Source organism: Cupriavidus mimosae (assembly GCF_023952485.1).
In the GTDB taxonomy this organism is placed as follows: domain Bacteria; phylum Pseudomonadota; class Gammaproteobacteria; order Burkholderiales; family Burkholderiaceae; genus Cupriavidus; species Cupriavidus taiwanensis_C.
The window spans coordinates 110054-134775 of sequence record NZ_JALHRY010000006.1 but is presented as its reverse complement, the minus strand read 5'-3'; the positions used below and the strand labels follow the sequence as shown (position 1 = coordinate 134775).

At 69.3% G+C, this 24722-nt stretch carries 23 protein-coding genes; 15 read left to right on the top strand and 8 right to left on the bottom strand.

Features of this window, described 5'->3' with window-relative positions; all coding sequences use genetic code 11:
* Positions 1 to 15 precede the first annotated feature (15 nt).
* The 6 genes from MKD50_RS13245 (at position 16) to MKD50_RS13220 (ending at position 6015) form a co-directional block, all read left to right on the top strand.
* Entirely contained in the window at positions 16 to 987 is a 972-nt protein-coding gene (locus MKD50_RS13245; RefSeq protein WP_115706553.1) for an ABC transporter permease, read from the top strand.
* A 60-nt stretch (positions 988 to 1047) separates the two neighbouring features.
* Entirely contained in the window at positions 1048 to 2004 is a 957-nt protein-coding gene (locus tag MKD50_RS13240; protein WP_252667314.1) for an ABC transporter permease, read from the top strand.
* 10 nt (positions 2005 to 2014) lie between these two features.
* Positions 2015 to 2977, top strand: a complete 963-nt coding sequence (locus MKD50_RS13235; RefSeq protein WP_252667313.1) for an ABC transporter ATP-binding protein — start codon at positions 2015 to 2017, stop codon at positions 2975 to 2977.
* Positions 2974 to 3933 carry an ABC transporter ATP-binding protein gene (locus MKD50_RS13230; protein WP_252667312.1) on the top strand — a complete coding sequence of 320 codons (960 nt, stop codon included), beginning with the start codon at positions 2974 to 2976 and terminating at the stop codon, positions 3931 to 3933. Before MKD50_RS13235 ends, MKD50_RS13230 begins: the two co-directional genes overlap by 4 nt.
* Positions 3934 to 4096: 163 nt before the next feature.
* Positions 4097 to 5134: a porin gene (locus MKD50_RS13225; protein WP_252667311.1), complete on the top strand. Its 1038-nt coding sequence runs from the start codon at positions 4097 to 4099 to the stop codon at positions 5132 to 5134.
* 2 nt (positions 5135 to 5136) lie between these two features.
* Positions 5137 to 6015, top strand: coding sequence for an N-formylglutamate amidohydrolase (locus MKD50_RS13220; RefSeq protein WP_252667310.1), 879 nt, complete (start codon positions 5137 to 5139; stop codon positions 6013 to 6015).
* Between the two features lie 12 nt (positions 6016 to 6027).
* Here the strand turns inward: MKD50_RS13220 and MKD50_RS13215 are convergent, their stop codons facing one another.
* The 3 genes from MKD50_RS13215 to wrbA are packed head-to-tail and all read right to left on the bottom strand — an operon-like array spanning position 6028 to position 8472.
* Positions 6028 to 7446 (bottom strand): FAD-binding oxidoreductase, encoded by a 1419-nt coding sequence (locus MKD50_RS13215; protein WP_115706559.1) that lies wholly within the window; start codon positions 7444 to 7446, stop codon positions 6028 to 6030.
* Positions 7447 to 7465: 19 nt separating this feature from the next.
* Positions 7466 to 7873, bottom strand: a complete 408-nt coding sequence (locus MKD50_RS13210) for a DUF2069 domain-containing protein (protein ID WP_240074143.1) — start codon at positions 7871 to 7873, stop codon at positions 7466 to 7468.
* Positions 7870 to 8472, bottom strand: a complete 603-nt coding sequence (wrbA, locus tag MKD50_RS13205; protein WP_115706561.1) for an NAD(P)H:quinone oxidoreductase — start codon at positions 8470 to 8472, stop codon at positions 7870 to 7872. The genes MKD50_RS13210 and wrbA overlap by 4 nt, the downstream gene beginning before the upstream one ends.
* 185 nt (positions 8473 to 8657) lie before the next feature.
* Between wrbA and MKD50_RS13200 the strand changes: the two genes are divergently transcribed.
* Complete coding sequence (locus MKD50_RS13200; protein WP_115679967.1) at positions 8658 to 10004, top strand: YihY family inner membrane protein; 1347 nt, start codon at positions 8658 to 8660, stop codon at positions 10002 to 10004.
* A gap of 984 nt (positions 10005 to 10988) precedes the next feature.
* On the opposite strand, the gene MKD50_RS13195 is transcribed toward MKD50_RS13200, so the two are convergent.
* The 3 genes from MKD50_RS13195 to MKD50_RS13185 form a co-directional block, all read right to left on the bottom strand.
* Complete coding sequence (locus MKD50_RS13195) at positions 10989 to 11306, bottom strand: Mpo1-like protein (protein ID WP_115706594.1); 318 nt, start codon at positions 11304 to 11306, stop codon at positions 10989 to 10991.
* 98 nt (positions 11307 to 11404) lie between these two features.
* The gene (locus MKD50_RS13190) at positions 11405 to 12229 is read right to left on the bottom strand and encodes an alpha/beta fold hydrolase (protein ID WP_252667309.1); all 825 of its coding nucleotides are present in this window, start codon (positions 12227 to 12229) and stop codon (positions 11405 to 11407) included.
* Positions 12229 to 13545 (bottom strand): O-acetylhomoserine aminocarboxypropyltransferase, encoded by a 1317-nt coding sequence (locus MKD50_RS13185; protein ID WP_115706596.1) that lies wholly within the window; start codon positions 13543 to 13545, stop codon positions 12229 to 12231. The genes MKD50_RS13190 and MKD50_RS13185 overlap by 1 nt, the downstream gene beginning before the upstream one ends.
* A 249-nt stretch (positions 13546 to 13794) precedes the next feature.
* Between MKD50_RS13185 and MKD50_RS13180 the strand changes: the two genes are divergently transcribed.
* From MKD50_RS13180 to MKD50_RS13160, 5 genes are all read left to right on the top strand, one after another.
* Positions 13795 to 14241 (top strand): CBS domain-containing protein, encoded by a 447-nt coding sequence (locus MKD50_RS13180; RefSeq protein WP_092313657.1) that lies wholly within the window; start codon positions 13795 to 13797, stop codon positions 14239 to 14241.
* A 181-nt stretch (positions 14242 to 14422) separates the two neighbouring features.
* Positions 14423 to 16321 (top strand): MFS transporter, encoded by a 1899-nt coding sequence (locus MKD50_RS13175; RefSeq protein ID WP_252667308.1) that lies wholly within the window; start codon positions 14423 to 14425, stop codon positions 16319 to 16321.
* A 21-nt stretch (positions 16322 to 16342) separates the two neighbouring features.
* The gene (locus MKD50_RS13170) at positions 16343 to 17077 is read left to right on the top strand and encodes a glutathione S-transferase C-terminal domain-containing protein (protein ID WP_252667307.1); all 735 of its coding nucleotides are present in this window, start codon (positions 16343 to 16345) and stop codon (positions 17075 to 17077) included.
* An 84-nt stretch (positions 17078 to 17161) separates the two neighbouring features.
* A complete protein-coding gene (gene aroC, locus MKD50_RS13165; protein WP_240074153.1) occupies positions 17162 to 18271 on the top strand; it encodes a chorismate synthase in 1110 nt (369 codons plus the stop codon).
* A 1-nt stretch (position 18272) separates the two neighbouring features.
* Positions 18273 to 19544 (top strand): MFS transporter, encoded by a 1272-nt coding sequence (locus tag MKD50_RS13160; protein ID WP_252667306.1) that lies wholly within the window; start codon positions 18273 to 18275, stop codon positions 19542 to 19544.
* On the opposite strand, the gene MKD50_RS13155 is transcribed toward MKD50_RS13160, so the two are convergent.
* Positions 19466 to 20572 carry an NAD(P)/FAD-dependent oxidoreductase gene (locus tag MKD50_RS13155; protein ID WP_252667305.1) on the bottom strand — a complete coding sequence of 369 codons (1107 nt, stop codon included), beginning with the start codon at positions 20570 to 20572 and terminating at the stop codon, positions 19466 to 19468. The genes MKD50_RS13160 and MKD50_RS13155 overlap by 79 nt on opposite strands.
* A gap of 38 nt (positions 20573 to 20610) precedes the next feature.
* The gene (locus MKD50_RS13150; RefSeq protein ID WP_115706602.1) at positions 20611 to 21327 is read right to left on the bottom strand and encodes a FadR/GntR family transcriptional regulator; all 717 of its coding nucleotides are present in this window, start codon (positions 21325 to 21327) and stop codon (positions 20611 to 20613) included.
* A 243-nt stretch (positions 21328 to 21570) separates the two neighbouring features.
* Between MKD50_RS13150 and MKD50_RS13145 the strand changes: the two genes are divergently transcribed.
* The 3 genes from MKD50_RS13145 (at position 21571) to MKD50_RS13135 (ending at position 24702) form a co-directional block, all read left to right on the top strand.
* Positions 21571 to 22458 carry a flagellar brake protein gene (locus MKD50_RS13145; protein ID WP_252667304.1) on the top strand — a complete coding sequence of 296 codons (888 nt, stop codon included), beginning with the start codon at positions 21571 to 21573 and terminating at the stop codon, positions 22456 to 22458.
* Positions 22459 to 22547: 89 nt separating this feature from the next.
* A complete protein-coding gene (locus tag MKD50_RS13140; RefSeq protein WP_252667303.1) occupies positions 22548 to 23669 on the top strand; it encodes an esterase/lipase family protein in 1122 nt (373 codons plus the stop codon).
* Positions 23656 to 24702 (top strand): lipase secretion chaperone, encoded by a 1047-nt coding sequence (locus MKD50_RS13135; protein ID WP_252667302.1) that lies wholly within the window; start codon positions 23656 to 23658, stop codon positions 24700 to 24702. The genes MKD50_RS13140 and MKD50_RS13135 overlap by 14 nt, the downstream gene beginning before the upstream one ends.
* The last annotated feature ends 20 nt before the right edge of the window (positions 24703 to 24722 follow it).

The following is a 24722-nucleotide window of genomic DNA, read 5'->3' as shown; positions in this document are numbered from 1 at the left end:
CACCGGCTTCCTACCATGCTTGAAACCCTACTCAAACGGCTGCTGCAGAGCATCGCAGTGCTCTGGATCATGTCGGTGCTGACGTTCGGCGCGGTCAACCTGATCGGCGACCCGGTGCACCTGCTGGTCAGCCCCACCGCCACCGAGCAGGAGATCACCGAGGCGCGCCATGCGCTCGGCCTGGACCTGCCCGTGCCGCAGCAGTACCTGCGCTTCCTCAAGGGCGCGCTGCGCGGCGACCTCGGCGACTCCTTCGTCTACAACCGGCCCGCGATCGAGCTGATCGTCAGCCGCGTGCCGGCCACGCTGGAACTGGCGGTGACGGCGCTGCTGCTGTCGCTCGGCATCGGCATCCCGATGGGCGTCTACGCCGGCCTGAAGCCGCACAGCCGGCTGGCGCGGATGCTGATGGCGGCCTCGCTCGGCGGCGTGATCATGCCCACTTTCTGGATCGGCATGATCGGCATCCTGGTGTTCTCGGTGAACCTGGGCTGGCTGCCGTCGGGCGGGCGCGGGCCGGTCAGCACGGTGCTGGGCATGCCGCTGTCGGTGACCAGCTGGGAGGGCATCCGCTTCCTGCTGCTGCCGGCGCTGACCCTGTCGCTGTTCAAGATCTCGCTGGTGGCGCGGCTGACCGAGGCCGGCACGCGCGAGGTGGCGGGGCAGGAGTACATCAAGTTTGCCCGCGCCAAGGGCGTGGGCGGCGCGCGGCTGGTGCTGCGCCACGTGGTCCCCAATGTGCTGATTCCAATCGTGACCGTGGTCGGGCTGGAGTTCGGCCACCTGATCGCCTTCTCGGTAGTGACCGAGTCGGTGTTTTCGTGGCCCGGCATGGGCAAGCTGATCATCGATTCCGTGCTGGCGCTGGACCGCCCGGTGGTGGTGGCGTACCTGCTGGTCACGCTGCTGCTGTTCGTGGTGCTGAACCTGGTGGTCGACCTGCTGTACGTGGTGCTCGACCCGCGCCTGCGGCACAAGGCGGCCTAGTCCCTGCCGCCTCCATTCCCCGCTATCAAAGACTGAATACCGAAGACCGAGACCGAACCGATGTCCCTGCCTCTATCCGAAAACGATGAAGCCGTTCCCGCGCTCCCGGCGCCGGCCGCGGTCCAGCCGGCGCCAGCCGCCGCGCCGCCGGCACGGCCTTCGCTGCTGCGGCGCTTCTGCGCCAACCGTGTCGCCGCCGCCGCGCTGGCCTTGCTGCTGGCGCTGCTGCTGGTGGCCGTGCTGGCCCATGCGCTCAGCCCGCAGAACCCCTATGACCTCGCCACGGTGTCGGTGATCGATTCCGAGCTGCCGCCCGGCAGCACGGGCTATGAAGGCCAGGCGCACTACTGGCTGGGCACCGACGGCGCCGGGCGCGACCTGCTCAGCGCCATCTTCTACGGCATCCGCATCAGCGTGGGCGTGGGCGTGATCAGCGCGGTGGTGGCGCTGATGGTGGGCAGCGCGGTGGGGTTGGCCGCGGCCTACTCCGGCGGCGTGGTCGATGCCGCCATCATGCGCGTGGTCGACCTGCAGCTGAGCCTGCCGGCGGTGCTGGTGGCGCTGATCCTGCTGGCGGTGCTGGGGCAGGGGGTCGACAAGACCCTGCTGGCGCTGGTGATCGTGCAATGGGCTTACTTTGCCCGCACCGTGCGCGGCGCGGCCCAGGTGGAGCGGCGCAAGGAATATGTCGAGGCCGCGCTGGGCCAGGGGCTGCCGGCGCTGCGCGTGATGTTCCGCCATATCCTGCCCAACTGCATGGCGCCGCTGGTGGTGACCGGCACGCTGCAGATCGCGCATGCGATCACGCTCGAGGCCACCATGAGCTTCCTCGGCATCGGCCTGCCGCGCACGCAGCCGTCGCTGGGCATGCTGATCGCCAATGGCTTCGAATACATGCTGTCGAACAAGTACTGGATCAGCGTGTTCCCGGGCGTGGCGCTGGTGCTGCTGATCGGCTCGATCAACCTGGTGGGCGACCGCCTGCGCCGCGTGCTCAACCCGCGGCTGGAAGCGTAAGGAGCCCGGCATGGCACTACTGGAAGTTTCCGGCCTGAGCACCAGCTTCGCGTTCGCGCACGGGGCGGTGAAGGCGGTCGACGGCGTGTCTTTCACGCTGGAACCGGGCGAGATCCTGGGCATCGTGGGCGAGTCCGGCTCGGGCAAGTCGGTGACGGCGTTCTCGCTGATGAACCTGCTGGACCCGCCCGGTCGCGTCACCGGTGGCTCGGTCCGCTTCAAGGGGCAGGAGCTGCTGGCGTGCTCGCCGCGCCAGTGGCAGGCGCTGCGCGGCGACCGCATCGCGATGGTGTTCCAGGACCCGATGATGTCGCTGAACCCGGTCATACGCGTGGGCGACCAGCTCGCCGAGACCGTGCTGGTGCATCACCGCCGCACCCGTGCGCAGGCCCATGCGCAGGCGGTCGATGCGCTGGCGCGGGTCGGCATCCCGGCGCCGCGGGAGCGCATGCGTGCCTATCCGCACGAATTGTCCGGCGGCATGCGCCAGCGCGTGGCGATCGCCAACGCGCTGATCAACCGGCCCGACCTGATCATCGCCGACGAGCCCACCACTGCGCTCGACGTCACCATCCAGGCACAGATCCTCTACGAGATGAAGCAGCTGGTGCGCGAGACAGGCGCCGCGGCGATCTGGATCAGCCACGACCTTGCCGTGGTCAAGGACCTGGTCGACCGCGTCTGCGTGATGTACGCGGGCCGGGTGGTGGAGCAGGGGCCCGTCGCCGAACTGATCAGGCGGCCGCTGCATCCGTACACGCGCGGCCTGCTCGATTCGCTGCCGACGCCGGCGATGCGCGGCGCCACCCTGCGCGCGATTCCGGGCGCGGCGCCGGCGCTGGCCGCGCTGCCGCCGGGCTGCGCCTTCGCGCAGCGCTGCCCGCGCGCGCGCCCGGCGTGCGCCCAGGTCCCTGTCGAAACCACTGTGCGCGGCCGCACGCTGCGCTGCTTTTATCCCCTGGAGGCGGCATGACGGTCATGCTCGAAGCGCACAACCTGCAGAAACGCTTTCTGCTCAAGCCCGGCCTGCTCGCGCGCATGGCCGGCAAGCCGGCGCAGGCGGTGCATGCCGTCAACGATGTCTCGCTGCAGGTGCGCCAGGGCGAGGTGCTGGGCGTGGTCGGCGAGTCCGGCTGCGGCAAGTCCACGCTCGGGCGCATGCTGGCCGGCCTGCTGCCGCAGACCGGCGGCGAGATCGCATGGCAAGGCCAGCGCGCCGACATTGCTTCCGCCGCCTATCACCGCGCGGTGCAGATGGTGTTCCAGAATCCCTATGCGTCGCTGAACCCGCGCCTGCGCATCGGCCAGGCCATTACTGAAGGCGCGGTCTACCACGGCCTGATCAAGCGCTCGCGTGCCGCCGCGGCCGCCGGCGAGCTGCTGCAGCAGGTGGGGCTGGATCGCGGCTATGCCGAGCGCTATCCGCACGAGTTCTCGGGCGGACAGCGCCAGCGCGTGGCGATCGCACGCGCGCTGGCGCTGCGTCCGCGCCTGCTGATCTGCGACGAGGCCGTATCCGCGCTCGATGTCTCGGTGCAGGCGCAAATCATCAATCTGTTCATGCAGTTGCGGCGCGAGCACGCGCTGACCTATGTCTTCATCAGCCACAACCTGGCGGTGGTGGAGCATATGTCGGACCGCGTGGTCATCATGTACCTGGGCCGCATCGTCGAAAGCGGCCCCGCGCGCGAGGTGTTCGCCGCGCCCAACCATCCCTATACGCGCGCGTTGCTGGCCGACGCGCCGCGCCTGGGCGCCAGTCCGCCCGCGCACCAGCCCATCCGCGGCGAACTGCCCAGCCCGCTGGCACCGCCCGGTGGCTGCGCCTTCCATCCGCGCTGCCCGCACGCGAGCGCGCGCTGCACGACGCAGGTGCCGCTGCTGCGCGATATCGGCGGACGCCTGTCCGCCTGCCACCTGAATGACTAGATAGCCGCCGTCCGGCGCGGCCGGCTCACGCTCCCGATCAAACGGTTCCATCCCGCCCGCGCGGGATGGGCGGGTGCGTGCGCGCTGCGCGGGCGCAACACGCGGCAGTTGGACCACAGAGGGGGGATTCTTGCATGACAGACCACGACAGGGGAGCAACAGCATGAACGGTATCCACACCCGGCGCACACTCGCACGCGCCTGCCTCGGCGGCGCGCTGGCGCTGCTGTCGGCCGCGGCCGACGCAACGGTGACGCTGTATGGCCGCATCGACACCGACATCGAATACCAGAAGGGGCCCGAGGGCCGGGCCGCGCAGATGGCGGACAACGCCTCGCGCTGGGGCCTGCGCGGCAACGAAGAGCTGGGCGGCGGCCTGCGCGCGGCATTCGGCCTGGAGCAGGGTTTCGGCGCCGACGACGGCGTCGCCACCAACCCGCAGTTCCGCCATGCCTTCGCCGGCCTGCAGGGCGGCTTCGGCGCGATCGCGCTGGGCCGGCTGGATTCGGCCACGATCGTGGGTTCGCCGATCTATTCGCAGGTGACGCAGAACATCGACTTCGCCATCCACGATGCGGGCGCCACCGCGATCGGCACCAGGGTGCTGAATGCCCGCAACCGCGTATCGAATGCGCTGGGGTATATGACGCCGAGCTTTGGCGGCTTCTCGCTGCGGGCGCGCATGAACCTGGCGGGGCCGGATTCGACCACGCCCAATACCCGGCCGCCGGTGCAGGCGGAGGACGATTTCCGCCAGTTCGACCTGGGCCTGAACTACGCCGCCGGCAAGTTCTCCGCAGGCCTGGGCTATTCGCGCGATGCCAAGAGCGGCGGCCTGGTGGCCAACGATTTCCGCGACAAGGTGCAGGCGGTGGCTTCGTACGACTTCACCGTGGTCAACCTCTACGGCATCGTCGGGCGCGACCGCTACGCCGGCACCGCGACCACGCGCACCGACGTGCCGTACTGGCTGGTCGGCTTCTCGGTGCCGTACGGCGCGCACAAGCTCACCGTCAACTACATGCAGCGCGCGGTGCAGCGCGACCCGCAGGGCCGGCTCAGCAAGGTGCAGGCCGGCTACGGCTACAGCCTGAGCAAGCGCACCATGCCCTACGTCTTCTTTGACCGCGAGGATCCCAACTCGCACAAGTCCGGCGACACCGTGACCACGGTGGGCGTCGGCATTCAGCACAAATTCTGACCATGACGCTTCCGTATTCGCTGACTGAACCGGCCGGGGCGGCGCTGCCGCTGGTGGTGGATTCCCCGCACAGCGGCCTGCTGCATGCCGAGACCCTGCCGCTGGCGGCGCCGCCCGAGGCCCTGCTGTCGGGCTGGGACGCCTATGTCGACCAGCTTTTCGCGCATGCGCCGCGAGTGGGCGGCACCTTGCTGTGCGCCAACTTCCCGCGCTGGCTGGTCGACGTCAACCGCGCCCGCGACGATATCGACCCGGACCTGATCGACGGCGCCATGCCTTATGACGTGCGCCCCAGCGACAAGTCCGGCCGCGGCATGGGCGTGCTGCGCCGGCTGGCGCTGCCGGGCGTGCCGGTCTATGCCGCGACCCTGTCGCCGCATATGGCGGAATACCTGCTCAAGACCTACTACGACCCGTACCACGCGGCGCTGTCCGGCCTGCTGGCGCGCCACCACGCGCGCTGGGGCGCGGTGTGGCATCTCGACTGCCATTCGATGAAGTCGCGCGGCAATGCGATGAACCTCGACAATGGCGCGGCGCGGCCGGATTTCGTCGTCAGCAACGGCGACGGCGCGACTTGCTCGGCGGCGTTCATCGAGCTGGTGTCAGAGTGCCTGCGCAGCCTGGGCTACCAGGTGGCCATCAACTGGCCCTACAAGGGCGCGCAACTGATCCGCGCCTATGCCGATCCGGCGCGGCGGCGCCACAGCCTGCAGATCGAGATCAACCGGGCGTTGTACATGGACGAGGGCACGCTGGCGCAGCATGCGGGGTTTGCCGTGCTGCGCGGGCATCTCGACGAACTGCTCGAGCACGTCGCGGCCTATATCCAGACCGAACTGCCCCAGACCGAACTGCGCCACACCGAACTGCGCCGCTGAGCGCGGGTGCGCTCACACCACCTTGCCGGGATTCATCAGCCCGAGCGGATCGAGCGCGCCCTTGATCGCCCGCATCATGGCGAGCTCGACTTCGCTCTTGTAGTGCCGGTTTTCCTCGCGCTTGAGCTGGCCCAGCCCGTGCTCGGCCGAGATCGAGCCGTTATGCGAGCGCACGCTGTCGTGCACGATGCGGTTGACCTGGTCCTGGTGCGCCAGGAAGTCATCGTGGTCGACGCCTTCGGGGGGCGCCACGTTGTAGTGCAGGTTGCCGTCGCCGAGATGGCCGAAGGTCACCATGCGCGCGCCGGGAAAGGCGTTCTGCAGCAGCGCGTCGGTGCACTCGATAAAGTCCGCGACGCGCGATACCGGCACGGCGATATCGTGCTTGATGTTCTTGCCGTCTTCCACCTGCGCCAGCGGAATATGCTCGCGCAGGTTCCAGAAATCGCGCGACTGCTGCACCGATTCGGCCACCACCGCGTCGGCGACCACGCCGGCGTCGAACGCGGCCGACATCATGGTCTCGAAGATGCCGCGCGCATGGGCTTCGCTCTCGCTGTCGGACAGCTCCAGCAGCACCAGCTGCGGATGCATGTCGGCGAACGGATAGCGCAGCTGCGGGAAGTGCCGCGTCACCAGCGTCATGCTGAGCGCCGACATCAGTTCGAAGCCGGTCAGCATGGCGCCGGCGTGCGACTGGGCGATGGCCAGCAGCGCCAGCGCGGCGCGCGGGCTCTGCACCGCGGCCAGTGCCGTGACCGACGCGCGCGGCAGCGGGAACAGCTTCATTACCGCGGCGGTGATGATGCCCAGCGTGCCTTCGGCGCCGATGAACAGGTCGCGCAGGTCGTAGCCGGTGTTGTCCTTGCGCAGGCCGCGCAGCCCGTGCCAGGTTTCGCCCGAGGGCGTCACCACTTCCAGCCCCAGGCACAGTTCGCGCGTGTTGCCGTAGCGCAGCACCGCCGTGCCGCCGGCATTGGTCGACAGGTTGCCGCCGATGGTGCAGCTGCCCTCGGCCGCCAGGCTCAGCGGGAACAGCCGGCCGTGCTCGCGCGCCACCTCCTGCAGCTGCTGCAGCACCACGCCGGCCTCGACCGTGATGGTGTTGTTGAGCGGATCGACCTGGCGGATGCGGTTGAGCCGCTGCAGCGAGATCACCACCTGCGGCGCGCCCGCCACCGGCGTGGCACCGCCGCACAGGCCGGTGTTGCCACCCTGCGGCACCACGGCGATCCGGTGCGCGTGGCAGGCATGGACCACCTCGGCGACTTCCGCGGTGGTGCCGGGGCGCAGCACTGCCAGCGCCTCGCCGCGAAAGCGCTTGCGCCAGTCGGTCAGGTAGGGCGCCTGGTCGGCAGCGTCGGTCAGCACGTGCTGCGGACCCAGCGCGGCGCGGCACAGTGCGAGGAAGGAGTCTTGAGGCGAGGTCATGGAGATGGGTGGACGCGATTCAGGACTTGCGCGCCGCGGCCTTGGCGGCGGCGCGGGCGCGGCGCTTGTACGGGCGCAGGTAGAGGATGGTGCTGGTGAAGAACACCAGCGTCAGCGCCACCTCGACCCACGCCAGCGTGGACGAGGGCGCGCGGTCGCTGGTGGCGCGCACGATGCCCTCGGTGAAGAACAGCAGGATCAGCATCGACGACCACTGCATGGTGTAGCGGTTGCGCGTGAGCACGCCGCGCAGTGGCAGCAGCAGCGGCAGGAACTTGAGGATCAGCCACGAGCCGCCGGGCCGCAGCGGCGCCAGGAACCATTCCCAGGCAATGCACAGCGCCAGCAGCGCCAGCAGGCTGCCCACGCTGAGCCGGTACAGCCACGGGCTGTGCAGGGCCTGGTCGTTGTCCGCGGCGCGGGTCATGCCTGCGCTCCGGCCAGGCGCAGCGCGGTCTGCGCCAGCCGCCGGCCCATGGCCAGGGCCAGCGCCGATTCGTCTTCGGTGACGGGGCCGCGGTTGTCGCCGTGGGCATGGTGGCTGGGGCCGTAGGGCGTGCCGCCGGAGGCCGTGGTCATCAGGCCCTTCTCGGAATAGGGCAGGCCCAGGATCAGCATGCCGTGGTGCAGCAGCGGCAGCATCATCGACACCAGCGTGGTCTCCTGGCCGCCGTGCAGGCTGCCGGTGGCGGTGAACACGCAGGCCGGCTTGCCGGCCAGCGCGCCCGACAGCCACTGGGCCACGGTGCCGTCGAGGAAGTACTTCACCGGCGCGGCCATGTTGCCGAAACGGGTGGGGCTGCCCAGCGCCAGCCCGGCGCATTCCTCCAGGTCGCGCAGCTCGGCATAGGGCGGGCCGTCGGCGGGGATGTCCGGCGCGGTGGCCTCGCACACGGTGGAAACCGGCGGCACCGTGCGCAGGCGGGCCTGGGCGCCGGGGACGCTGTCGATGCCGGTGGCGATCAGTTCGGCAAGCTTGCGGGTGCTGCCGTGGCGGCTGTAGTACAGGACGAGGATCTCGGTCATGGAGCGGGACGGCCGGCGGTGAAGGGACGGCGAAGGGGCGATGCGCGAGGATGCCGGCAACAATGCGCGTATTATAGATGCGCCCCCCGCGCCATCTCCCGATGGCCACGCGCCGCACGCGCAACGGGGCCATCCTTGAATTCGACAGACGATCCGACAGACCAGATCCAGGAGGTTGCTTGCGCATGATTGGAGCCCGCGTCGCCCGCCTGCGCCGGGAATGGAACCTGCAAAAGGTGCGTGCCCTGGCGCGCTATGCGCTGCGCCGCGCCGCCGAAGACCGGCTGCCACAGGTCTCGGCCAGCCTGACCTTCACCACCGTGCTGGCGGTGGTACCGGTGCTGACCGTGGCCTTCGCGCTGCTGGCCGCGTTCCCGGTGTTCCGCGACTTCCGCAACGCCATCGAGGCATTCCTGTTCCAGAACCTGATCCCGGGCAACGTCAGCGAATCGATCCAGCGCTATCTCGGCATGTTCGCCAAGAGCGCGCGCGGGCTGACCGCGATGGGCCTGGGCGGGTTGATGGTGACCTCGGTGCTGACCATGCTGACGGTGGAAGACGCGCTCAACGCGATCTGGCGCGTCAAGCAGCGCCGCCCGCTGGCGCAGCGGGTGCTGGTGTTCTGGGCGGTGCTGACCTTCGGCCCGGTGCTGATCGGCGCGAGCCTGTCGATCAGCTCCTACCTGATCTCGATCTCGGCGGGCTATGTCGGCACCATGCCGGTGGGCCTGGGCCTGCTGGTGGGCGCGGCGCCGGTGCTGCTGTCGGCGCTGGCCTTTGCCTTCCTGTACACGGCGGTGCCCAACGCCTATGTCGAGTGGCGCGATGCCATCGTTGCCGGGCTGGTCGCGGCGGTGGCGTTCGAGTTCGCCAAGCGCGGCTTCGGCTATTTCATCACCGAGATCCCGGCCTACACCGCGGTCTACGGCACCTTCGCCGCGCTGCCGCTGTTCCTGCTATGGATCTACCTGAGCTGGCTGGTGACCCTGCTGGGCGCCACCATCGCCGCCAACCTGCCGGTGATCCGGCAGGGCTACTGGCGCCGCCGCAGCTTTGCCGGCAGCGAGTTCTTCGACGCGCTGGGCGTGCTGCTGCTGCTCTACCGCGCCCGCGACGAAGTGCCGCGCAGTGTCGGCGAACTGGACCTGAGCCGCAAGCTGCGGGTCGAGGCCGATTACCTCTCGAGCCTGCTGGACAAGCTCAAGGCCATGCACCTGGTCGGCCGCCTGCAGCAGGAGCGCGGGCAGGCCCACTGGGCGCTGCTGTGCGACCCGTCGCAGGTAACGCTGCGCACGCTGCACGACCGGCTGGTGCTGAACCTGCCGCGGCTGCCGCGCACGGCGCTCGCGCAGCATCTGCGCGGCGCCGATGCGCTCAAGTCGATCCTGGACAATCCGCAGCTGGACCAGACGCTGGAGGCGGTGTTCCGGCAGCAGCCGGTGGATTTGCCGCCGACGGCCGGCGATGGCGACGGGCAGCGGCCGCGGCGTGCGCTGGAGGTGGTGCCGCCGGGTTGGCATGGGCAGGTTTGATTTTTGGCTGGTTGGCGCTTGGTTGGGCGGATCTCGTTCTTGACGGGCGTGGGCTGTTTCGCCGGCCTAGCCGGGGATCTGCTTCTCGTTCGACGTTGGCGCTATTTAGGGTGGTCGCTGTTGGTGACATGCTGTCGGCTTTTGAACCGCGTGGTTCCGCCCTGCTGGGCGGGTCACTTTTTGGCCGAGCGCCAAAAAGTAACCAAAAAACGCGTCGCCTATGCGGCTGGCAATCAATTTCACGGCGTTGGTGGATCGAGCGGTGGTGCTTTCCGTTTTGGCGTGGTTGCCCGTTCGGCCCTGCTACGCTATGTGAGTCAGGGGCGGTGCCTGCGATCACCCACTATTGGACAATCCCAATGAGGGTGTAGGCAGCCTGCTGCCGGCCGTATCGCGGGGACGCCTGCGGCTGCTGCGCAGGCTCGATTGCGGTGACGAGCATGGGGCGTTTGCGCGAATGCCGCCAAATGCGTTGTGCGATCCGCCAGCCCAGTCGCACCGACAGCGCCAAGCGAGCGCAGCGACGCGTCCCGTGCCAGGGCCGATGCCGCGCGATAGGGCCGGCGCGCAGCGCAGCCGTAGGCGTTCCTACGGCAAGGCCGGCAGCAGGGACCACTCCGCGCTCTGGGCTCGTTCAACCAACACTTCAACGCCCCACCCACCGTGGTGCACCCCTGCGGCAGGCAGTCCAGCTATGTGAGGAAGCCCAGCCCCGTACGAAAGCCCCCCGGCCCACTACGATAAGCATGCCGCCCGCAGGGCAATCAACGCGCTTTTTGGTTACTTTTTGGCGCTCGGCCAAAAAGTGACCCGCCCAGCAGGGCGGAACCAGGCGGTTCAAAAGCCGACAGCATGTCACCGACAGCCCCTGCGACGCTTCTACAGCCGACAGCATGTCACCGACAGCCCCTGCGACGCTTCAACAGCCCACAGCATGTCAACCCCAACGACTACCCCCAATAAGCGCCAAGCCCCGTCCCCCCTTCAAAACGGAATCCTCCCCCGCCAGACATCGAAATACATCACCCAATCCCCCATCAGGCTATAGATGGGATGCCGAAACGTAGCCGGCCGATTCTTCTCGAAGCCAAAGTGCCCGACCCAGGCGAAGGCATAGCCCGCCACCACCGCGGCGAGCAGCCACCACAAATTGCCGGTCACGACCAGCGCCACCAGGCACAGCAGCGCCACCGTCGACCCGGCAAAATGCAGCCGCCTGCAGGTACGGTTCTGGTGTTCGCTCAGGTAGTAGGGATAGAAGGCCGCGAAATTCTCGAACTCGCGTGCGCGGACGTGGGCCATGGCTGTCTCCGGCAGGTCTTGTTTGCTGCAGTGTAGACCTTCCGTGCCGCGATGTAGGGCGGATGGCCGCCGGCGTAGCGGCCGTCCAGGGAACGGCGTCAGCCAGCCGCTACCACCTTGCGCGCGAACGCCGCCAGTGCATCCAGCACTTCATCCGGACGCTCGCCCATCAGCGCATGGCCGCACGGCACCGTCACCACGCTGGCCCGCGCCATCTTGCCGGCCAGTGCCTGGGCCGCCTTGGGCGAAGTCATCATGTCCTTGCTGCCGGTGATGAACAGCGCCGGGCAGGCCGCCGCCGCGGCGGCTTCCTCGCCATGGGCATAGGCGTTGCAGGCCGAGAAGTCGTTGTGGAACACATGCGCCTGCGGGTTGTTGCGCGACACCCGTTCCATCAGCCGCTGGCTGCCGCCGTGCATCCACGCGCCGGGTCCCGGCGACGACGGCTTGTTGGCGAGGCTCGAATGCGACCAGGTGTTGACCATGGCGATGGCATCGCCCTCGCGGTTGAGCGAGGCGTCCAGCAGCGCGTCCGAGACCTTCATCGGATACGCCGTGGCCAGCAGGCCGATGCCGCGCACCGCCTGCGGATGCCGTGCCGCGCATTCCAGCGCGATCAGCGAGCCCATGCTGTGGCCGAACACGAAGGCCGGCGCCGTAACGCCCGCGGCGGCCACCAGCGCCATGACCCAGTCCGCCATGGCCTCGACCGTGGCCAGCGGCGGGCCCTTGCTGCGGTTGTGGCCGGGCAGGTCCACCGCCAGCACCGAGAAGCCATGGTTGGCGAACCAGCGCGTCTGCAGCGCCCAGACACTGTGGTCGTTCTGCGCGCCGTGGACGAAGACCGCGCAGGGCAGGGCGGGATCGAAGGCTTTGCCGCCGGTATAGGCGTAGGCCGGCTGGCCGGCAAGATTCAGTTCCATCAGGCTTGCCCTCCCTTGTTGCCCGCGCCCATGGCCTTCTCCGCTGCCTTCAGGCCGCGCTTGAGATCGTCGATCAGGTCGTCGGCATCTTCCAGGCCGACCGACAGCCGGATCGTGCCTTCGGTAATGCCTGCCGACTGCAGCGCGGCCGCGTCCATGCGGAAGTGCGTGGTCGAGGCAGGATGGATCACCAGCGAGCGCGCGTCGCCGACATTGGCCAGGTGCGAGAACAGCGCCAGGCTTTCGATAAAGCGCTGGCCGGCCAGGCGGTTGCCCTTCAGGTTGAAGCTGAACACCGCGCCGCAACCGCGTGGCAGCAGGCGCTTGGCCAGTTCGTAGTCGGGGTGCGATTCCAGCTCCGGGTACGACACCGACTCGACCATCGGGTGCGAGACCAGGAACTGCACCACCTTGCGGGTGTTGTCGACATGGCGGCTCATGCGCAGCGGCAGGGTCTCCACGCCCTGCAGCAGCTGCCACGCCGCCATCGGGTTCATGCAGGCGCCGAAATCGCGCAGGCCCTCGCGGCGCGCGCGCAGCAGGAACGGCGCGACCGTGCTTTCCTCGGTGAACACCATGTTGTGGAAGCCCTCGTAGGGCTCGGACAGTTCCGGGAAGCGCCCCGAGGCCTCGAAATCGAAGGTGCCGCCCTCGGCCAGCACGCCGCCGATGGTGGTGCCATGGCCGCCCAGGAACTTCGTCGCCGAGTGGTAGAGCAGGCCGGCGCCATGGTCGAACGGGCGCAGCAGGTAGGGCGTGGTGAAGGTGGAATCCACCAGCAGCGGGATGCCGTGGTCCTGGCCAAGTTGCGCCAGGGTCGGGATGTCGAGCACGTCCAGCCCGGGGTTGCCCAGCGTCTCGCCGAACAGCAGCCGGGTATCGGGCCGGATCGCGGCGCGCCAGGCATCGAGGTCGCGCGCCTTGACGAAGGTGGTCTCGATGCCGAAGCGGCGCAGCGTGTAGTGCAGCAGGTTGTGCGAGCCGCCGTACAGCGCCGACGACGCCACGATATGCGAGCCCGCGCCCATCAGCGTGGCCACCGCCAGGTGCAGCGCGGCCTGGCCCGAGGCCGTGGCGATGGCGCCGGCGCCGTTCTCGAGCGCGGCGATGCGTTCCTCGAGTACCGCCACGGTGGGGTTGGAAATGCGCGAGTAGACGTGCCCCGCGCGTTCCATGTTGAACAGCGACGCGGCGTGCTCGCTGTCGCGGAACACGAACGACGTGGTCAGGTGGATGGGGGTGGCGCGGGCCCCGGTGGCGGGGTCGGGCGCGGCGCCGGCGTGCAGCGCCAGCGTGTCGAAGCGGGTTCCGGACATGGTCGGTCGGCCTTGAGTTGTCTCCGGCCAGCATCGTAGCATCGTGCGCCCGCCCACGCGCGCCGACGGCCCGCAAACCGGCCTCCCGCTTTACTTTGGCGGCGGGTTTGGGCTAGGATCGGCCAACGGGCACACAGTGCCCGCACACCCATAGACAGATAACAATGCGACCGGTATCGCCCCCGGAGCCACGGCCGGCGCGATACCCTCAGTTTCAGCTCAGTGTGAGCGCAGGCAGCGGAGACCAACATGAAAGTCAGCGACATCCTCCAGATCAAGGGCAATACGCTCTACACCGTGACGCCTGACACCTCCTTGCTGGTCGCCGTGCACACCATGGCCGAGCACGATATCGGCTCGCTGGTGGTGATGGAGTACGGCGACCTGGTCGGCATGCTGACCTTCCGCGAGATCATCGAGACCCTGGCCCGCAACCACGGCAACGTCGGCACCAGCAGCATCCGCAAGGTGATGGACGATGCGCCGCTGACCTGCACCATGGAAACCGATGTGAACGAGGTCCGTCGCATGATGCTGGAGCGTCACACCCGCTACCTGCCGGTGCTCGACAACCGCACGCTGATGGGCGTGATTTCGTTTTACGACGTCGCCAAGGCCGTAGTCGAGGACCAGAGCTTCGAGAACAAGATGCTCAAGGCTTATATCCGCGACTGGCCGGAAGAGCGCGCCGAGTGATGGCGCCGGGCCGCGCCGGCTGAAGCCACCCCAAGCCTCCTTCAGCCGCCTGACGCCGCCTGCGGAAATACCCTCGGTTGCCGCCACGCGGCCGCGGCAAGGTGGCGCCAAGGCCGCGGCTGCGGCACACTAGCCGGCGTTCCCGTTTCCGTTGGCGGTCCCCCGACCGACCGGCCCCTCCATGAGCCAACACAGCCAGTTCCGACTGCTCGGCCTGCGCCGTTTCGCGCCGTTCTTCTGGACCCAGTTCCTGGGGGCGATGAACGACAACGTGTTCAAGGTCGCTTTCACCTCGCTGGTGACCTACCACACGGCGCTGTTCGAGGGAGTCGACGCGCGCAGCGCGGCGTTCCTGATCTCGGCCATCTTTATCGCGCCGTTCGTGCTGTTCTCGGCCACCAGCGGGCAGATCGCCGACAAGCTGGAGAAGTCACGGCTGATCCGGCTGGTCAAGTCGCTGGAGATCGCCATCATGACGCTGGGCCTGGCCGGCTTTGCCTGGCACAGCGCGCCGCTGCTGTACGCCGGCACCTTCCTGATGGGGCTGCATTCGACGCTGTTCGGGCCGGTCAAGTTTGCCTACCTGCCGCAGCACCTGGACGAGAGCGAACTGGTCGGCGGCAACGGTCTGGTCGAGATGGGCACCTTCGTCGCGATCCTGATCGGCACGCTGATCGGCGGCGAGCTGGCCGGGCTGCAGCGGGGCGGCGCCATGGTCGGGCCGCTGTACGTGGGCGCGGCTTGCGTGATCATCGCCGTGGCCGGGCGGCTGGTGGCGGGCCGCATCCCGGCCTCGCCGGCGCCGCAGCCGGACCTGCGCATCAACTGGAACCCGTTTTCCGAGACCTGGCGCAACCTGGTGCTGGCGCGCGGCAACCGCACCGTGTTCCTGAGCCTGCTCGGCATTTCATGGCTGTGGTTCCTCGGCGCGACCTTCCTGACCTCGTTCTTCAGCTATGCCAAGGATGTGCTGGGCGGCGACCAGAACGTGGTGACGCTGCTGCTGGCGGTGTTCTCGCTGGGCATCGGCACCGGTTCGCTGCTGTGCGAGCGTCTGTCCGGGCGCCATGTCGAGATCGGGCTGGTGCCGTTCGGCTCGATCGGCATGACCGTGTTCGCGGTCGACCTGTACTTTGCCAGCCAGGGGCAGGCGCCGGCCGCGTTGAGCGGCATCGGCGCCTTCCTGGCCGCGCCGCACCACTGGCGCGTGCTGGCCGACCTGTTCCTGCTGGCGATGTTCGGCGGCTTCTACAGCGTGCCGCTGTACGCGCTGATCCAGAGCCGCAGCGCGCCCACGCACCGCGCCCGCATCATTGCCGCCAACAACATCCTGAACAGTTTCTTCATGATCGCGGCCTCGCTGCTGGGCGTGGCGCTGACCCAGGCGGGCTACACCATCCCGCAGCTGTTCCTGGTGGTGGGGCTGCTCAATGCGGTGGTGGCGGTCTATATCTATTCGCTGGTGCCGGAATTCCTGCTGCGCTTTATCGCGTGGATCCTGGTCCATACCCTCTATCGCCTGCGCCGCATCAACGCCGAGCGCATCCCCGCCGAAGGGCCGGCGGTGCTGGTGTGCAACCACGTCAGCTTTGCCGATGCGGTGGTGCTGATGGCGTGCAGCCCGCGCCCGGTGCGCTTCGTGATGGACCACAGCATCTTCAAGGTGCCGCTGCTGTCGTGGTTCTTCCGCCAGGCGCGCGCGATCCCGATCGCGCCGGCGCACCAGGACCCCGAGATGCTCAGGCGCGCCTACGACAGCGTAGCCCAGGCGCTGGACGACGGTGACCTGGTCTGCATCTTCCCCGAAGGCAAGATCACCGCCACCGGCGATATCAATCCGTTCAAGCAGGGCGTGCAGCAGATCATCCGCCGCACCCCGGTGCCGGTGGTGCCGATGGCGCTGCGCGGGCTGTGGGGCAGCTTCTTCTCGCGCAAGGGCGCGCCGGCGATGTCGCGGCCGTTCCGGCGCGGCATCCTGAACCGGCTCGAGCTGGTGGTGGGCGAGCCGGTGCCGCCCGAGTCGGCCACGCCGGAAGGCCTCCAGCAGATGGTGCAGGCCCTGCGCGGCGACTGGCGCTAGCTGACGCAAAGGCGATCCCCGATGATCACCCTCTACACCTTCGGCCCCGCCTTCGGGCTGCCCGATGCCAGCCCCTTCGTCACCAAGGCCGAGATGCTGCTCAAGCTGGCCGGCCTGCCGTACCACGCGCGCCCCGGCAGCCTGCGGCGCGCGCCCAAGGGCAAGCTGCCGTACCTGGACGACATGGGCCGGATCGTGGCCGATTCCACCATGATCCGCTGGCATATCGAAAAGACCTACCACATCGATTTCGACGCGGGCCTTGGGCCGGCCGAGCGCGGCATCGCCTGGGCCGCCGAAAAGCTGATGGAGGACCATCTCTACTGGGCCGTGGCGCGGGTGCGCTGGCTGGACCAGGCCAATTTCGACAAGGGCCCGGCCCAGTTCTTCCGCAGCGTGCCGGCGCCGGTGCGCGGGCTGGCCGAGCGGCTGGTGCGCTACAAGGTGCGCAAGACGCTGTGGGGGCAGGGCCTGGGCCGGCATAGCGAGGAAGAGCTGGTGGCGCTGGCGAGCAAGGGTGTGACCTCGATTGCCGACATCCTCGGTGACAAGCGCTACCTGATGGGCGACCGGCCGTGCGGGGCCGATGCCACGCTGTTTGCCTTCGCCGGCAGCCTGCTGTGCCCCGTATTCGACACCCCGATCCGCACCGCGGCCGAGGGGCATGCCAACCTGGTGGCCTATATGGACCGGATGCGGGTCGAGTTCTACCCGGAGCTGGCCGCCGTGCCGGTGGCGCAGGGCGTCGCCGCCTGACCTGCCGACGCCGCCGAGGCCCGCCCGAGCCCGGCCATTGGCCTTACAATGGAGGCCGTCCCCAATTCCTGTGCGGTTTCCATCATGTCCGGCAACACCCTTGGCCTGCTTTTCACTGTCACCACGTTCGGAGAATCGCACGGGCCCGCCATCGGCGCGGTGGTGGACGGCTGCCCGCCGGGCCTGGCGCTGACCGAGGCCGACATCCAGGGCGACCTGGACCGCCGCAAGCCCGGCACCTCGCGCCACGTCACCCAGCGCAAGGAACCCGACCAGGTCGAGATTTTGTCCGGCGTGTTCGAGGGCAAGACCACCGGCACCCCGATCTGCCTGCTGATCCGCAACACCGACCAGCGCAGCAAGGACTACGGCAATATCGTCGAGACCTTCCGCCCGGGCCACGCCGACTACACCTACTGGCAGAAGTACGGCATCCGTGACCATCGCGGCGGCGGCCGCTCATCGGCGCGCCTGACCGCGCCGGTAGTGGCGGCGGGCGCGGTGGCCAAGAAATGGCTGCGCGAGCAGTACGGCACCGAGATCCGGGGCTATATGTCGCAGCTGGGCGAGATCGCGGTGCCGTTCACCGACTGGTCGCATGTGCCGGAGAACCCGTTCTTCGCCGCCAACGCCGACATCATCCCTGAGCTGGAAACGTATATGGACGCGCTGCGCCGCGACGGCGACTCGGTCGGCGCGCGCATCGAGGTGGTGGCCAGCCACGTGCCCGTGGGGCTGGGCGAGCCGCTGTTCGACAAGCTCGATGCCGATATCGCGCACGCCATGATGGGCATCAATGCGGTCAAGGGCGTCGAGCTCGGCGCCGGCTTCGACAGCGTCGCGCAGCGCGGCAGCGTGCATGGCGACGAGCTGACCGCCGCGGGCTTCCGCACCAACAACGCCGGCGGCGTGCTGGGCGGCATCTCCACCGGGCAGGACATCACCGTGTCGCTGGCGATCAAGCCCACGTCTTCGATCCGCACCCCGCGCGAATCGATCGACAAGGCTGGCAACGCCGCCACGGTCGAGACCTTTGGCCGCCACGACCCGTGCGTGGGCATCCGCGCCACGCCGATCGCCGAGGCCATGCTGGCGCTGGTGCTGATCGACCACGCGCTGCGCCACCGCGCCCAGTGCGGCGACGTCCGCGTCGAAACGCCGCGCATTCCCGCGCAGGCCGGCCAGACCCGCTGACTTGACGCCGCAGCGCGCGGGCGGCCAAAGCGGGGCCGACGGCCCCGACCATGCCCGCTTCGGGCTCTTTTACCTGGGCTATTACGGCTACGTCGGCCTGATCTCGCCCTACGTCAGCCTGTACTTCGCCGACCGCGGCTTCGACCCGGTGCAGATCGGCGTGCTGATGGCGAGCTTCCAGGTCAGCCGCATCGTCGGGCCCTACCTGTGGGGCTGGCTCTCCGACATGATGCACACGCGCGTGCGCATCCTGCGCGTGAGCGCGTTCACCTCGCTGCTGGCGTTCCTGGTGCTGCCCGGTGTCGGCAGCTACGGCGGCATGATGGCGATGATGCTGACGCTGAGCCTCTTGACCAGCGCGATGTCGCCGCTGGGCGATGCCCTGACCATTTCCACGCTGCGCCGTTACGGCGCCTTCGACCACAGCTACGGTCGCATCCGCATGTTCGGCTCGCTCGGCTTCATCGGCGCGGTGCTGGCCGGCGGGGCGCTGTTCGAGGCGGTCGGCATGCGCGCGTTCCCGTGGGTGGCAAGCGCGCTGCTGGCAATCCTGGCGGGGGTGGTGCTGACCATGCGCGACGCCGTCGACGAGGGCCCGCGCACGCCGCCGCCGCGCGCCTTGCCGCTGCTGCGCCGCCCGGACGTGGCCTGGTTCCTGGCGTCGGCCTTTCTGATGATGTTCGCGCACGCGGCGCTCTACGTGTTCTACTCGCTGTGGCTGGAGACGCTGGGCTACAGCAAGTTCGCGATCGGCGTGATGTGGACCATCGGCGTGGTCGCCGAGATCGTCTTCTTCTACTACCAGGGCCTGCTGTTCGCGCGCCTGGCCCTGCGCACCATCCTGGCGGGCACTTTCGTGCTGGCGGCGCTGCGCTTCGGGCTGACCGGCTACCTGGCGCAGTTCGCGTGGCTGATGGCGGTGGTGCAGGTGCTGCACGCGGCCACCTTCGCCGCGCACCACAGCGCCAGCCTGAAGCGGCTGCAGGCGTGGTTTGCCGGACCGCTGCAGGGGCGCGGGCAGGCGCTGTACACCGGCATCTCCTACGGCGTCGGCGGCACGCTGGGCGGGCTGGCGATGGGCTGGACCTGGAACGCGCTGGCGCCGGCGCATACCTTCGGACTCGCCGCCGTGGCCGCGGCGGCGGGGGCCTTCTGCGCGGTGATGAGCTTTCGCGCGGAAGGCGACGGCGCGCTTCAGTCCAGCGCCGCGCAGACCCGCTCGGCGATCGCCAGCGACGAAGTCAGCCCCGGCGATTCGATCCCGAACAGGTGAACCAGCCCCGGCACGCCGTGCACGGCGGGGCCGTCGATGCGGAAGTCCGCGGCGGCTTCGTGCGGGCCGCTGATCTTGGGGCGGATGCCGGCGTAGCCGGGCTGCAGCGCGCCGTCGGCCAGTCCCGGCCAGTAGCGGCGCACCTCGTCATAGAACGCGTCGGCGTCTGCCGCATCGACGCCGTATTCGATCTCGTCGATCCAGCGCACATTGGGGCCGAAGCGCGCCTGGCCGCCCAGGTCGATGGTCAGGTGCACGCCAAGGCCGGCGGCCTCGGGCACCGGATAGATCAGCCGTGAGAACGGCGCGCGGCCGGCCAGCGTGAAATAGCAGCCCTTGGCGTAGTACTGCGGCGGGATGTGGGCCTCAGGCATGCCGTCGATGCGGCGCGCCATCTCCGGGGCCGTGAGCCCCGCCGAATTGACCACCGTGCGCGCCAGCAGCGTGGTGGTGCTGCCGTCTTCCGCGCCGATCTCGAGCCGGATGCCGTCCGCCGTGACCGCGCCGCCCAGCACCGGCGACTGCACCGCCAGCATCGCGCCGGCGTTTTCAGCATCGCCCAGCAGCGCCGTCATCAGGCCATGGCTGTCGACGATGCCGGTCGAAGGCGACAGCAGCGCCGCATGGCACTGCAGCTGCGGCTCCAGCGCCTGTGCTTCGGCGCGGTCGATCAGGCGCAGGTCGTCCACGCCATTGGCGGCCGCCCTGGCACGGATGCCGTCGAGCGTCGCCACCTGGGCCTCGCTGGTGGCGACGATCAGCTTGCCGCAGCGCTGGTGCGCCACGTGGCGGCTGGCGCAGTAGTCGTACAGCATGGCCTTGCCGCGCACGCACAGCTGCGCCTTGAGCGAGCCGGCCGGATAGTAGATGCCGGCATGGATGACCTCGCTGTTGCGCGCGCTGGTGATGGTGCCGAAGGCGTTCTCGGCCTCCAGGATGATCACTTCGCGGCCTTGCAGGGCCAGCGCGCGCGCGACCGCCAGTCCCACCACGCCGGCGCCGATCACGACGCAATCCACTGTTTCCATGGTTATTCCTTGCTTCAGGGGTCTCGATATATTTGGCTTCAGGCGGGCAGGCCCAGGCGCGCGGCGGCGGCCGCCAGGTGCTGCTGCGCGGCCTTGCGCGCGGCCGTGGCGTCGCCAGCGGCAATGGCTTGGGCCAGCGCGGCATGCTCGTGGTCGGCGGCGCGCGGCGCGCCGGTGGCGCTGCTCAGCCGCGCGGTGTTCTCCCACGCGCGCTGGCGCGCGGCCAGCATCTGCTGGCCGACGAAATCCGTCAGGCCGGTAAAGCAGGGGTTGTGCGCGGCTTCGGCAATGGCGTGGTGGAACGCCATGTCGGCCGCGGCGGCGCTGGCCATGTCGCCGTGCCCGTCGGCCTGCGCCTGCATTGCCGCCAGCGCGACGCGGATGGCCTCGACGTCGGCCGCGGTGCGCCGCCGCGCCGCCATCTCGGCGCAGGCGGTTTCCACCACCCGGCGCAGCTCGAACAGCTGGGCCAGCGTCGGGCCGCCATCGGGCGCGCTGGCCACGCGCCAGGCCTGGCCGCCCGGGGTGTCGGAGACATAGGCACCGGAGCCCTTGCGCGTGACCAGCACGCCGTCGGCCTTCAGCTGGGCAATGGCCTCGCGCACGATCGGGCGGCTTACGCCGAAGGCGTCGGCCAGCGCGGACTCGGCCGGCAGGCGCGCGCCCGCGCCGTAGCGGCCGGCAAGGATGTCGTCATGCAGGGTCTGCGCGATACGTGTGGCAAGCGAAGCCGGACGGGGCAGGAGAGTATTCATGGCGCTCGATGTGTCAAGCTGTCTGACAGCTTTTCCAGATTCTGGCCGCAATCTTGCGGCGCGTCAAGCTTGCCGGAGGTAACCGATGCTACACATACGACCTCGACCTCCATCGCCCCGGACTAAATTTCGCCGCGCTGACGCCGATAGAAACCCAATACAGGTGGCGGAGTCCGTGCGTCAGTTCCGCCCAGGGCTCGTCGCGTCCCAGCACGCCCACGCCGGGGCCAACTGCAAACCGCCATGATCCAGCTCACCCCTAACGATCTTCCCGTCGGCCATCCTCTGCCCTGGTCATTGCTCGATGGCGAGGGCAACCTGGTGCTCGGCAGCGGCAACATCATTCCCGATGCGCGCGACCTGGCGCTGGTGTTCCGCCACGGCACGGTGTGCCGCGACGATGCCGGCGACGAGGCCGCCGACGACCTGCGCCCCGCCAGCGGGCCGCTCGGCCTGCAGGTCGGCACGCTGCTGCATGTCAAGCTCGACGGCGAGGCCGCGCGCCCGGCCGCAAGCCGACTGATCGGCTTTATCGAGCAGGGCCTCTTTATCACCTGGCCGCAGCTGGGAGGGCGCGACCTGCCATTGCAGGCCGGCGATGGCGTAGTGCTGCGCGGCTTTTCCGGGCAGGCCATCCACAGCTTTACCTCGGCCATCACCGCCGTGTGCCGCAGCCCGTTCCGCTACCTGGTGCTGTCCGCGCCGGTGCAGCAGCACGCGACGCCGGTGCGCAAGGCGGCGCGCGTGCCGACCCGGCTGGCCGCGTACCTGACCGAACCCGGCGACGACGACGGCATCGGCAGCGGCGCCGCGCGCTTGTCGCTGCTGTCGGACCTCAGCACCGGCGGCGCGCTGGTGCAGACCACTTCCCCGGCCCCGGCGCCGGGCAGCCGCGTGCGCCTGCGCTTCAACCTGCGTACCGCGTCGCTGGACAGCGAGGTGGTGATCGATGGCTGGGTCCGCGTGGCGCCAGCCGCGGCCGCCGGCGACGATGCCGACTTTCCCGCGTTCGGCGTAGCCTTCGATGTGCTGGCCGAGCGCGAACTGACGCTGCTGCAGTGCTACATCTACGAACAGCTGCTTTCCAGCACCCGCATGCCGGTGCAGCCGGCCGCGGTAGCAGCCGTTTAGAGGGAATCCGCTAATGTTTTGATTGTCTCCACGGGTCGGGCCGCCTTTACTGCTTCCAACATAAAAAGACCCACCACCGAGGAGACCAGATGGAGCACGGCGAACACCACGCGTGCGGGCAACGCACGCCCGTAGCACGCAGGCAGCAGCAGTCCCGCAATTCCCGGCGCAGGCTGGCAGGCACCGCCGCGGCGCTGGCCACCGCAGCCATGCTGGCGCAGCCGGCACCCGTCGCTGCGGTCACAACCAATGGCGACTACGCGAAGACGCGCTATCCGATCGTGCTGGTCCACGGCCTGACCGGCGCGGCGAAAATGGCCGGCGTGCTCGACTACTGGTATGGCATCCCCGAAGTGCTCCGGGCCCATGGAGCGCAGGTCTATGTCGCCACGGTGCCGTCGTTCAACAGCGATGCCGAGCGCGCGCTGGCGCTGCAGGCCTATGTGCGCGCGGTCAAGCTGGAGAGCGGCGCCGACAAGGTCAACCTGATCGGCCACAGCCAGGGCGGGCCGACCTCGCGCGTGCTGGCGGCGATGTCGCCGCAGGACGTGGCCTCGGTCACCACTATCGGCAGCCCGCACCGCGGCAGCGAAGTGGCCGACACCGTGCTCGACCTGATCCACGGCGTCGGCACCATCCCGATCGCCGGCCCGGTGCTGGTCAGCCTGATTCAGGGTGTGTTCGATACGGTCGGCTGGTTCAACGGCATCAGCAACGGGCAGGCGCTGGACCAGGATGCGCTGGCCTCGCTCCAGAGCCTGACCACGCGTGGCGCCGCCGAGCAGAATGCGCGGCTCGACGCTACCTTGGTGCCGGGCACCAGGTCGGCGCTGGGCGCGGACTGCGACAGTCCCGGCGCCGTGTCCGAGCAGCGCCAGGCGCGCGACGCCACGGGCAATCTCGTCACTCATGCCCAGGCCGCGTATTCGTGGACCGGGCAGGGCGGCCCGCTCAGCCTGCTGCGCTCCAACCTGCTGGATCCGTCCACGGTGATGATGTCGACCTCGGCGGGGCTGATGGCACTGAAGGGCGCCGGCGCCAATGACGGGCTGGTCTCGGTGTGCAGCAGCAAGTGGGGGCGGGTGCTGGCCACCGGCTATTACTGGAACCATCTCGACGAGGTCAACCAGATGGCGGGGCTGTACCAGGATGCCGATCCGCGCACAGTCATCCTGAACCACGCCAACCGGTTGCGCAATGACCAGCTCTGAGCGTGCACCGCGGCTCTGGCTGGCCTTGCTGCCGGCCGGCGCCGCGGCCGCTGCGGTGTACTGGCTGACCATGCCGCCGGATCCGCCGCCCGTGCCGCAGCAGGCTGCAGCGGCGCGCGCCCGGGGTCCGTTTGCGCCATCGGCGGATCCGGCGCCCGCTGGCGCCGCCACCTGGCCATCGCTCGCCGGCGTGGAGATGCCCGCCGGTCCCGAGGCCGATGCCGCCGGCAACCTGCGGCTGACCCGCGCGCTGCGCACCTATTTCGATCATTTCCTGAGCGCGCGCCATGACGCCGGCGGCATCGATGCGCTCGACCCGCTGGTGCATGACGACATCCGCCGCCATGTGCCGCAGCCCGCGGCCGGGCAGGCGTGGCAGCTGTGGCGCCGCTACGTCGCCTGCCTGGCCGAGATCCTGCCCGAGGCCGCGCGCAAGCCGCTGGCGGATGCGGACGGCACGCTGGATGCGCAGCAGGTGCAGCAGCTGCGCGCGCTGCTGGCGCAGCGCAACGCGGCGCGCCAGCGTTGGCTGCCCGAGGTGACGCAGGCCTGGTTCGGCGACGAGCAGGCCTATGACGAGGCCATGCTGGCGCGGCTGGAGATGGTGGCGCAGGCGGGCCTGGACGACGCGCAGCGGCGGCAGCGGCTGGCCGAGCTCGACGCCACGCTGCCCGAGCCCGTGCGCGCGGCGCGCGCTGCCAGCGCGCGCCCGCAGGCCATCAGCCAGACCATCGCCGACCTGCAGGCGGCTGGACGCACCACACAGGACATCGGTGCCGCGCTGGCACAGGCCTACGGCCCCGAGGTGGCGCAGCGCTACCAGCAGCAGGCGCAGGCCGAGCAGTCATGGCAGCAGCGCTACCACGACTACGCCGCGCGCCGCGCGCAGATCGAGGCGTTTTCGGGGCTGTCGGAGCAGGATCGGCGGCAGCAACTGGACACGCTGCGCAGGCAGGCCTTCGACAATCCGAGCGAGGCGCTGCAGGCGGAGGTAGTCGACCAGGCGATGGCAGCGCGGCGGCAGGCACGCTAACGCCTCCGCGGTCGCATAAA

Coding starts and splice junctions, on each gene's coding strand:
- MKD50_RS13245 (WP_115706553.1), top strand. CDS start 16: ATGCTTGAAACCCTACTCAAACGGCTGCTGCAGAGCATCGCAGTGCTC.
- MKD50_RS13185 (WP_115706596.1), bottom strand. CDS start 13,545: ATGTCCGGAACCCGCTTCGACACGCTGGCGCTGCACGCCGGCGCCGCG.
- MKD50_RS13155 (WP_252667305.1), bottom strand. CDS start 20,572: ATGGAAACAGTGGATTGCGTCGTGATCGGCGCCGGCGTGGTGGGACTG.
- MKD50_RS13220 (WP_252667310.1), top strand. CDS start 5,137: ATGACGCTTCCGTATTCGCTGACTGAACCGGCCGGGGCGGCGCTGCCG.
- MKD50_RS13190 (WP_252667309.1), bottom strand. CDS start 12,229: ATGGAACTGAATCTTGCCGGCCAGCCGGCCTACGCCTATACCGGCGGC.
- MKD50_RS13195 (WP_115706594.1), bottom strand. CDS start 11,306: ATGGCCCACGTCCGCGCACGCGAGTTCGAGAATTTCGCGGCCTTCTAT.
- MKD50_RS13150 (WP_115706602.1), bottom strand. CDS start 21,327: ATGAATACTCTCCTGCCCCGTCCGGCTTCGCTTGCCACACGTATCGCG.
- MKD50_RS13170 (WP_252667307.1), top strand. CDS start 16,343: ATGATCACCCTCTACACCTTCGGCCCCGCCTTCGGGCTGCCCGATGCC.
- MKD50_RS13135 (WP_252667302.1), top strand. CDS start 23,656: ATGACCAGCTCTGAGCGTGCACCGCGGCTCTGGCTGGCCTTGCTGCCG.
- MKD50_RS13230 (WP_252667312.1), top strand. CDS start 2,974: ATGACGGTCATGCTCGAAGCGCACAACCTGCAGAAACGCTTTCTGCTC.
- MKD50_RS13180 (WP_092313657.1), top strand. CDS start 13,795: ATGAAAGTCAGCGACATCCTCCAGATCAAGGGCAATACGCTCTACACC.
- MKD50_RS13240 (WP_252667314.1), top strand. CDS start 1,048: ATGTCCCTGCCTCTATCCGAAAACGATGAAGCCGTTCCCGCGCTCCCG.
- MKD50_RS13235 (WP_252667313.1), top strand. CDS start 2,015: ATGGCACTACTGGAAGTTTCCGGCCTGAGCACCAGCTTCGCGTTCGCG.
- MKD50_RS13145 (WP_252667304.1), top strand. CDS start 21,571: ATGATCCAGCTCACCCCTAACGATCTTCCCGTCGGCCATCCTCTGCCC.
- MKD50_RS13200 (WP_115679967.1), top strand. CDS start 8,658: ATGATTGGAGCCCGCGTCGCCCGCCTGCGCCGGGAATGGAACCTGCAA.
- MKD50_RS13225 (WP_252667311.1), top strand. CDS start 4,097: ATGAACGGTATCCACACCCGGCGCACACTCGCACGCGCCTGCCTCGGC.
- MKD50_RS13140 (WP_252667303.1), top strand. CDS start 22,548: ATGGAGCACGGCGAACACCACGCGTGCGGGCAACGCACGCCCGTAGCA.
- aroC (WP_240074153.1), top strand. CDS start 17,162: ATGTCCGGCAACACCCTTGGCCTGCTTTTCACTGTCACCACGTTCGGA.
- MKD50_RS13215 (WP_115706559.1), bottom strand. CDS start 7,446: ATGACCTCGCCTCAAGACTCCTTCCTCGCACTGTGCCGCGCCGCGCTG.
- MKD50_RS13175 (WP_252667308.1), top strand. CDS start 14,423: ATGAGCCAACACAGCCAGTTCCGACTGCTCGGCCTGCGCCGTTTCGCG.
- MKD50_RS13210 (WP_240074143.1), bottom strand. CDS start 7,873: ATGACCCGCGCCGCGGACAACGACCAGGCCCTGCACAGCCCGTGGCTG.
- wrbA (WP_115706561.1), bottom strand. CDS start 8,472: ATGACCGAGATCCTCGTCCTGTACTACAGCCGCCACGGCAGCACCCGC.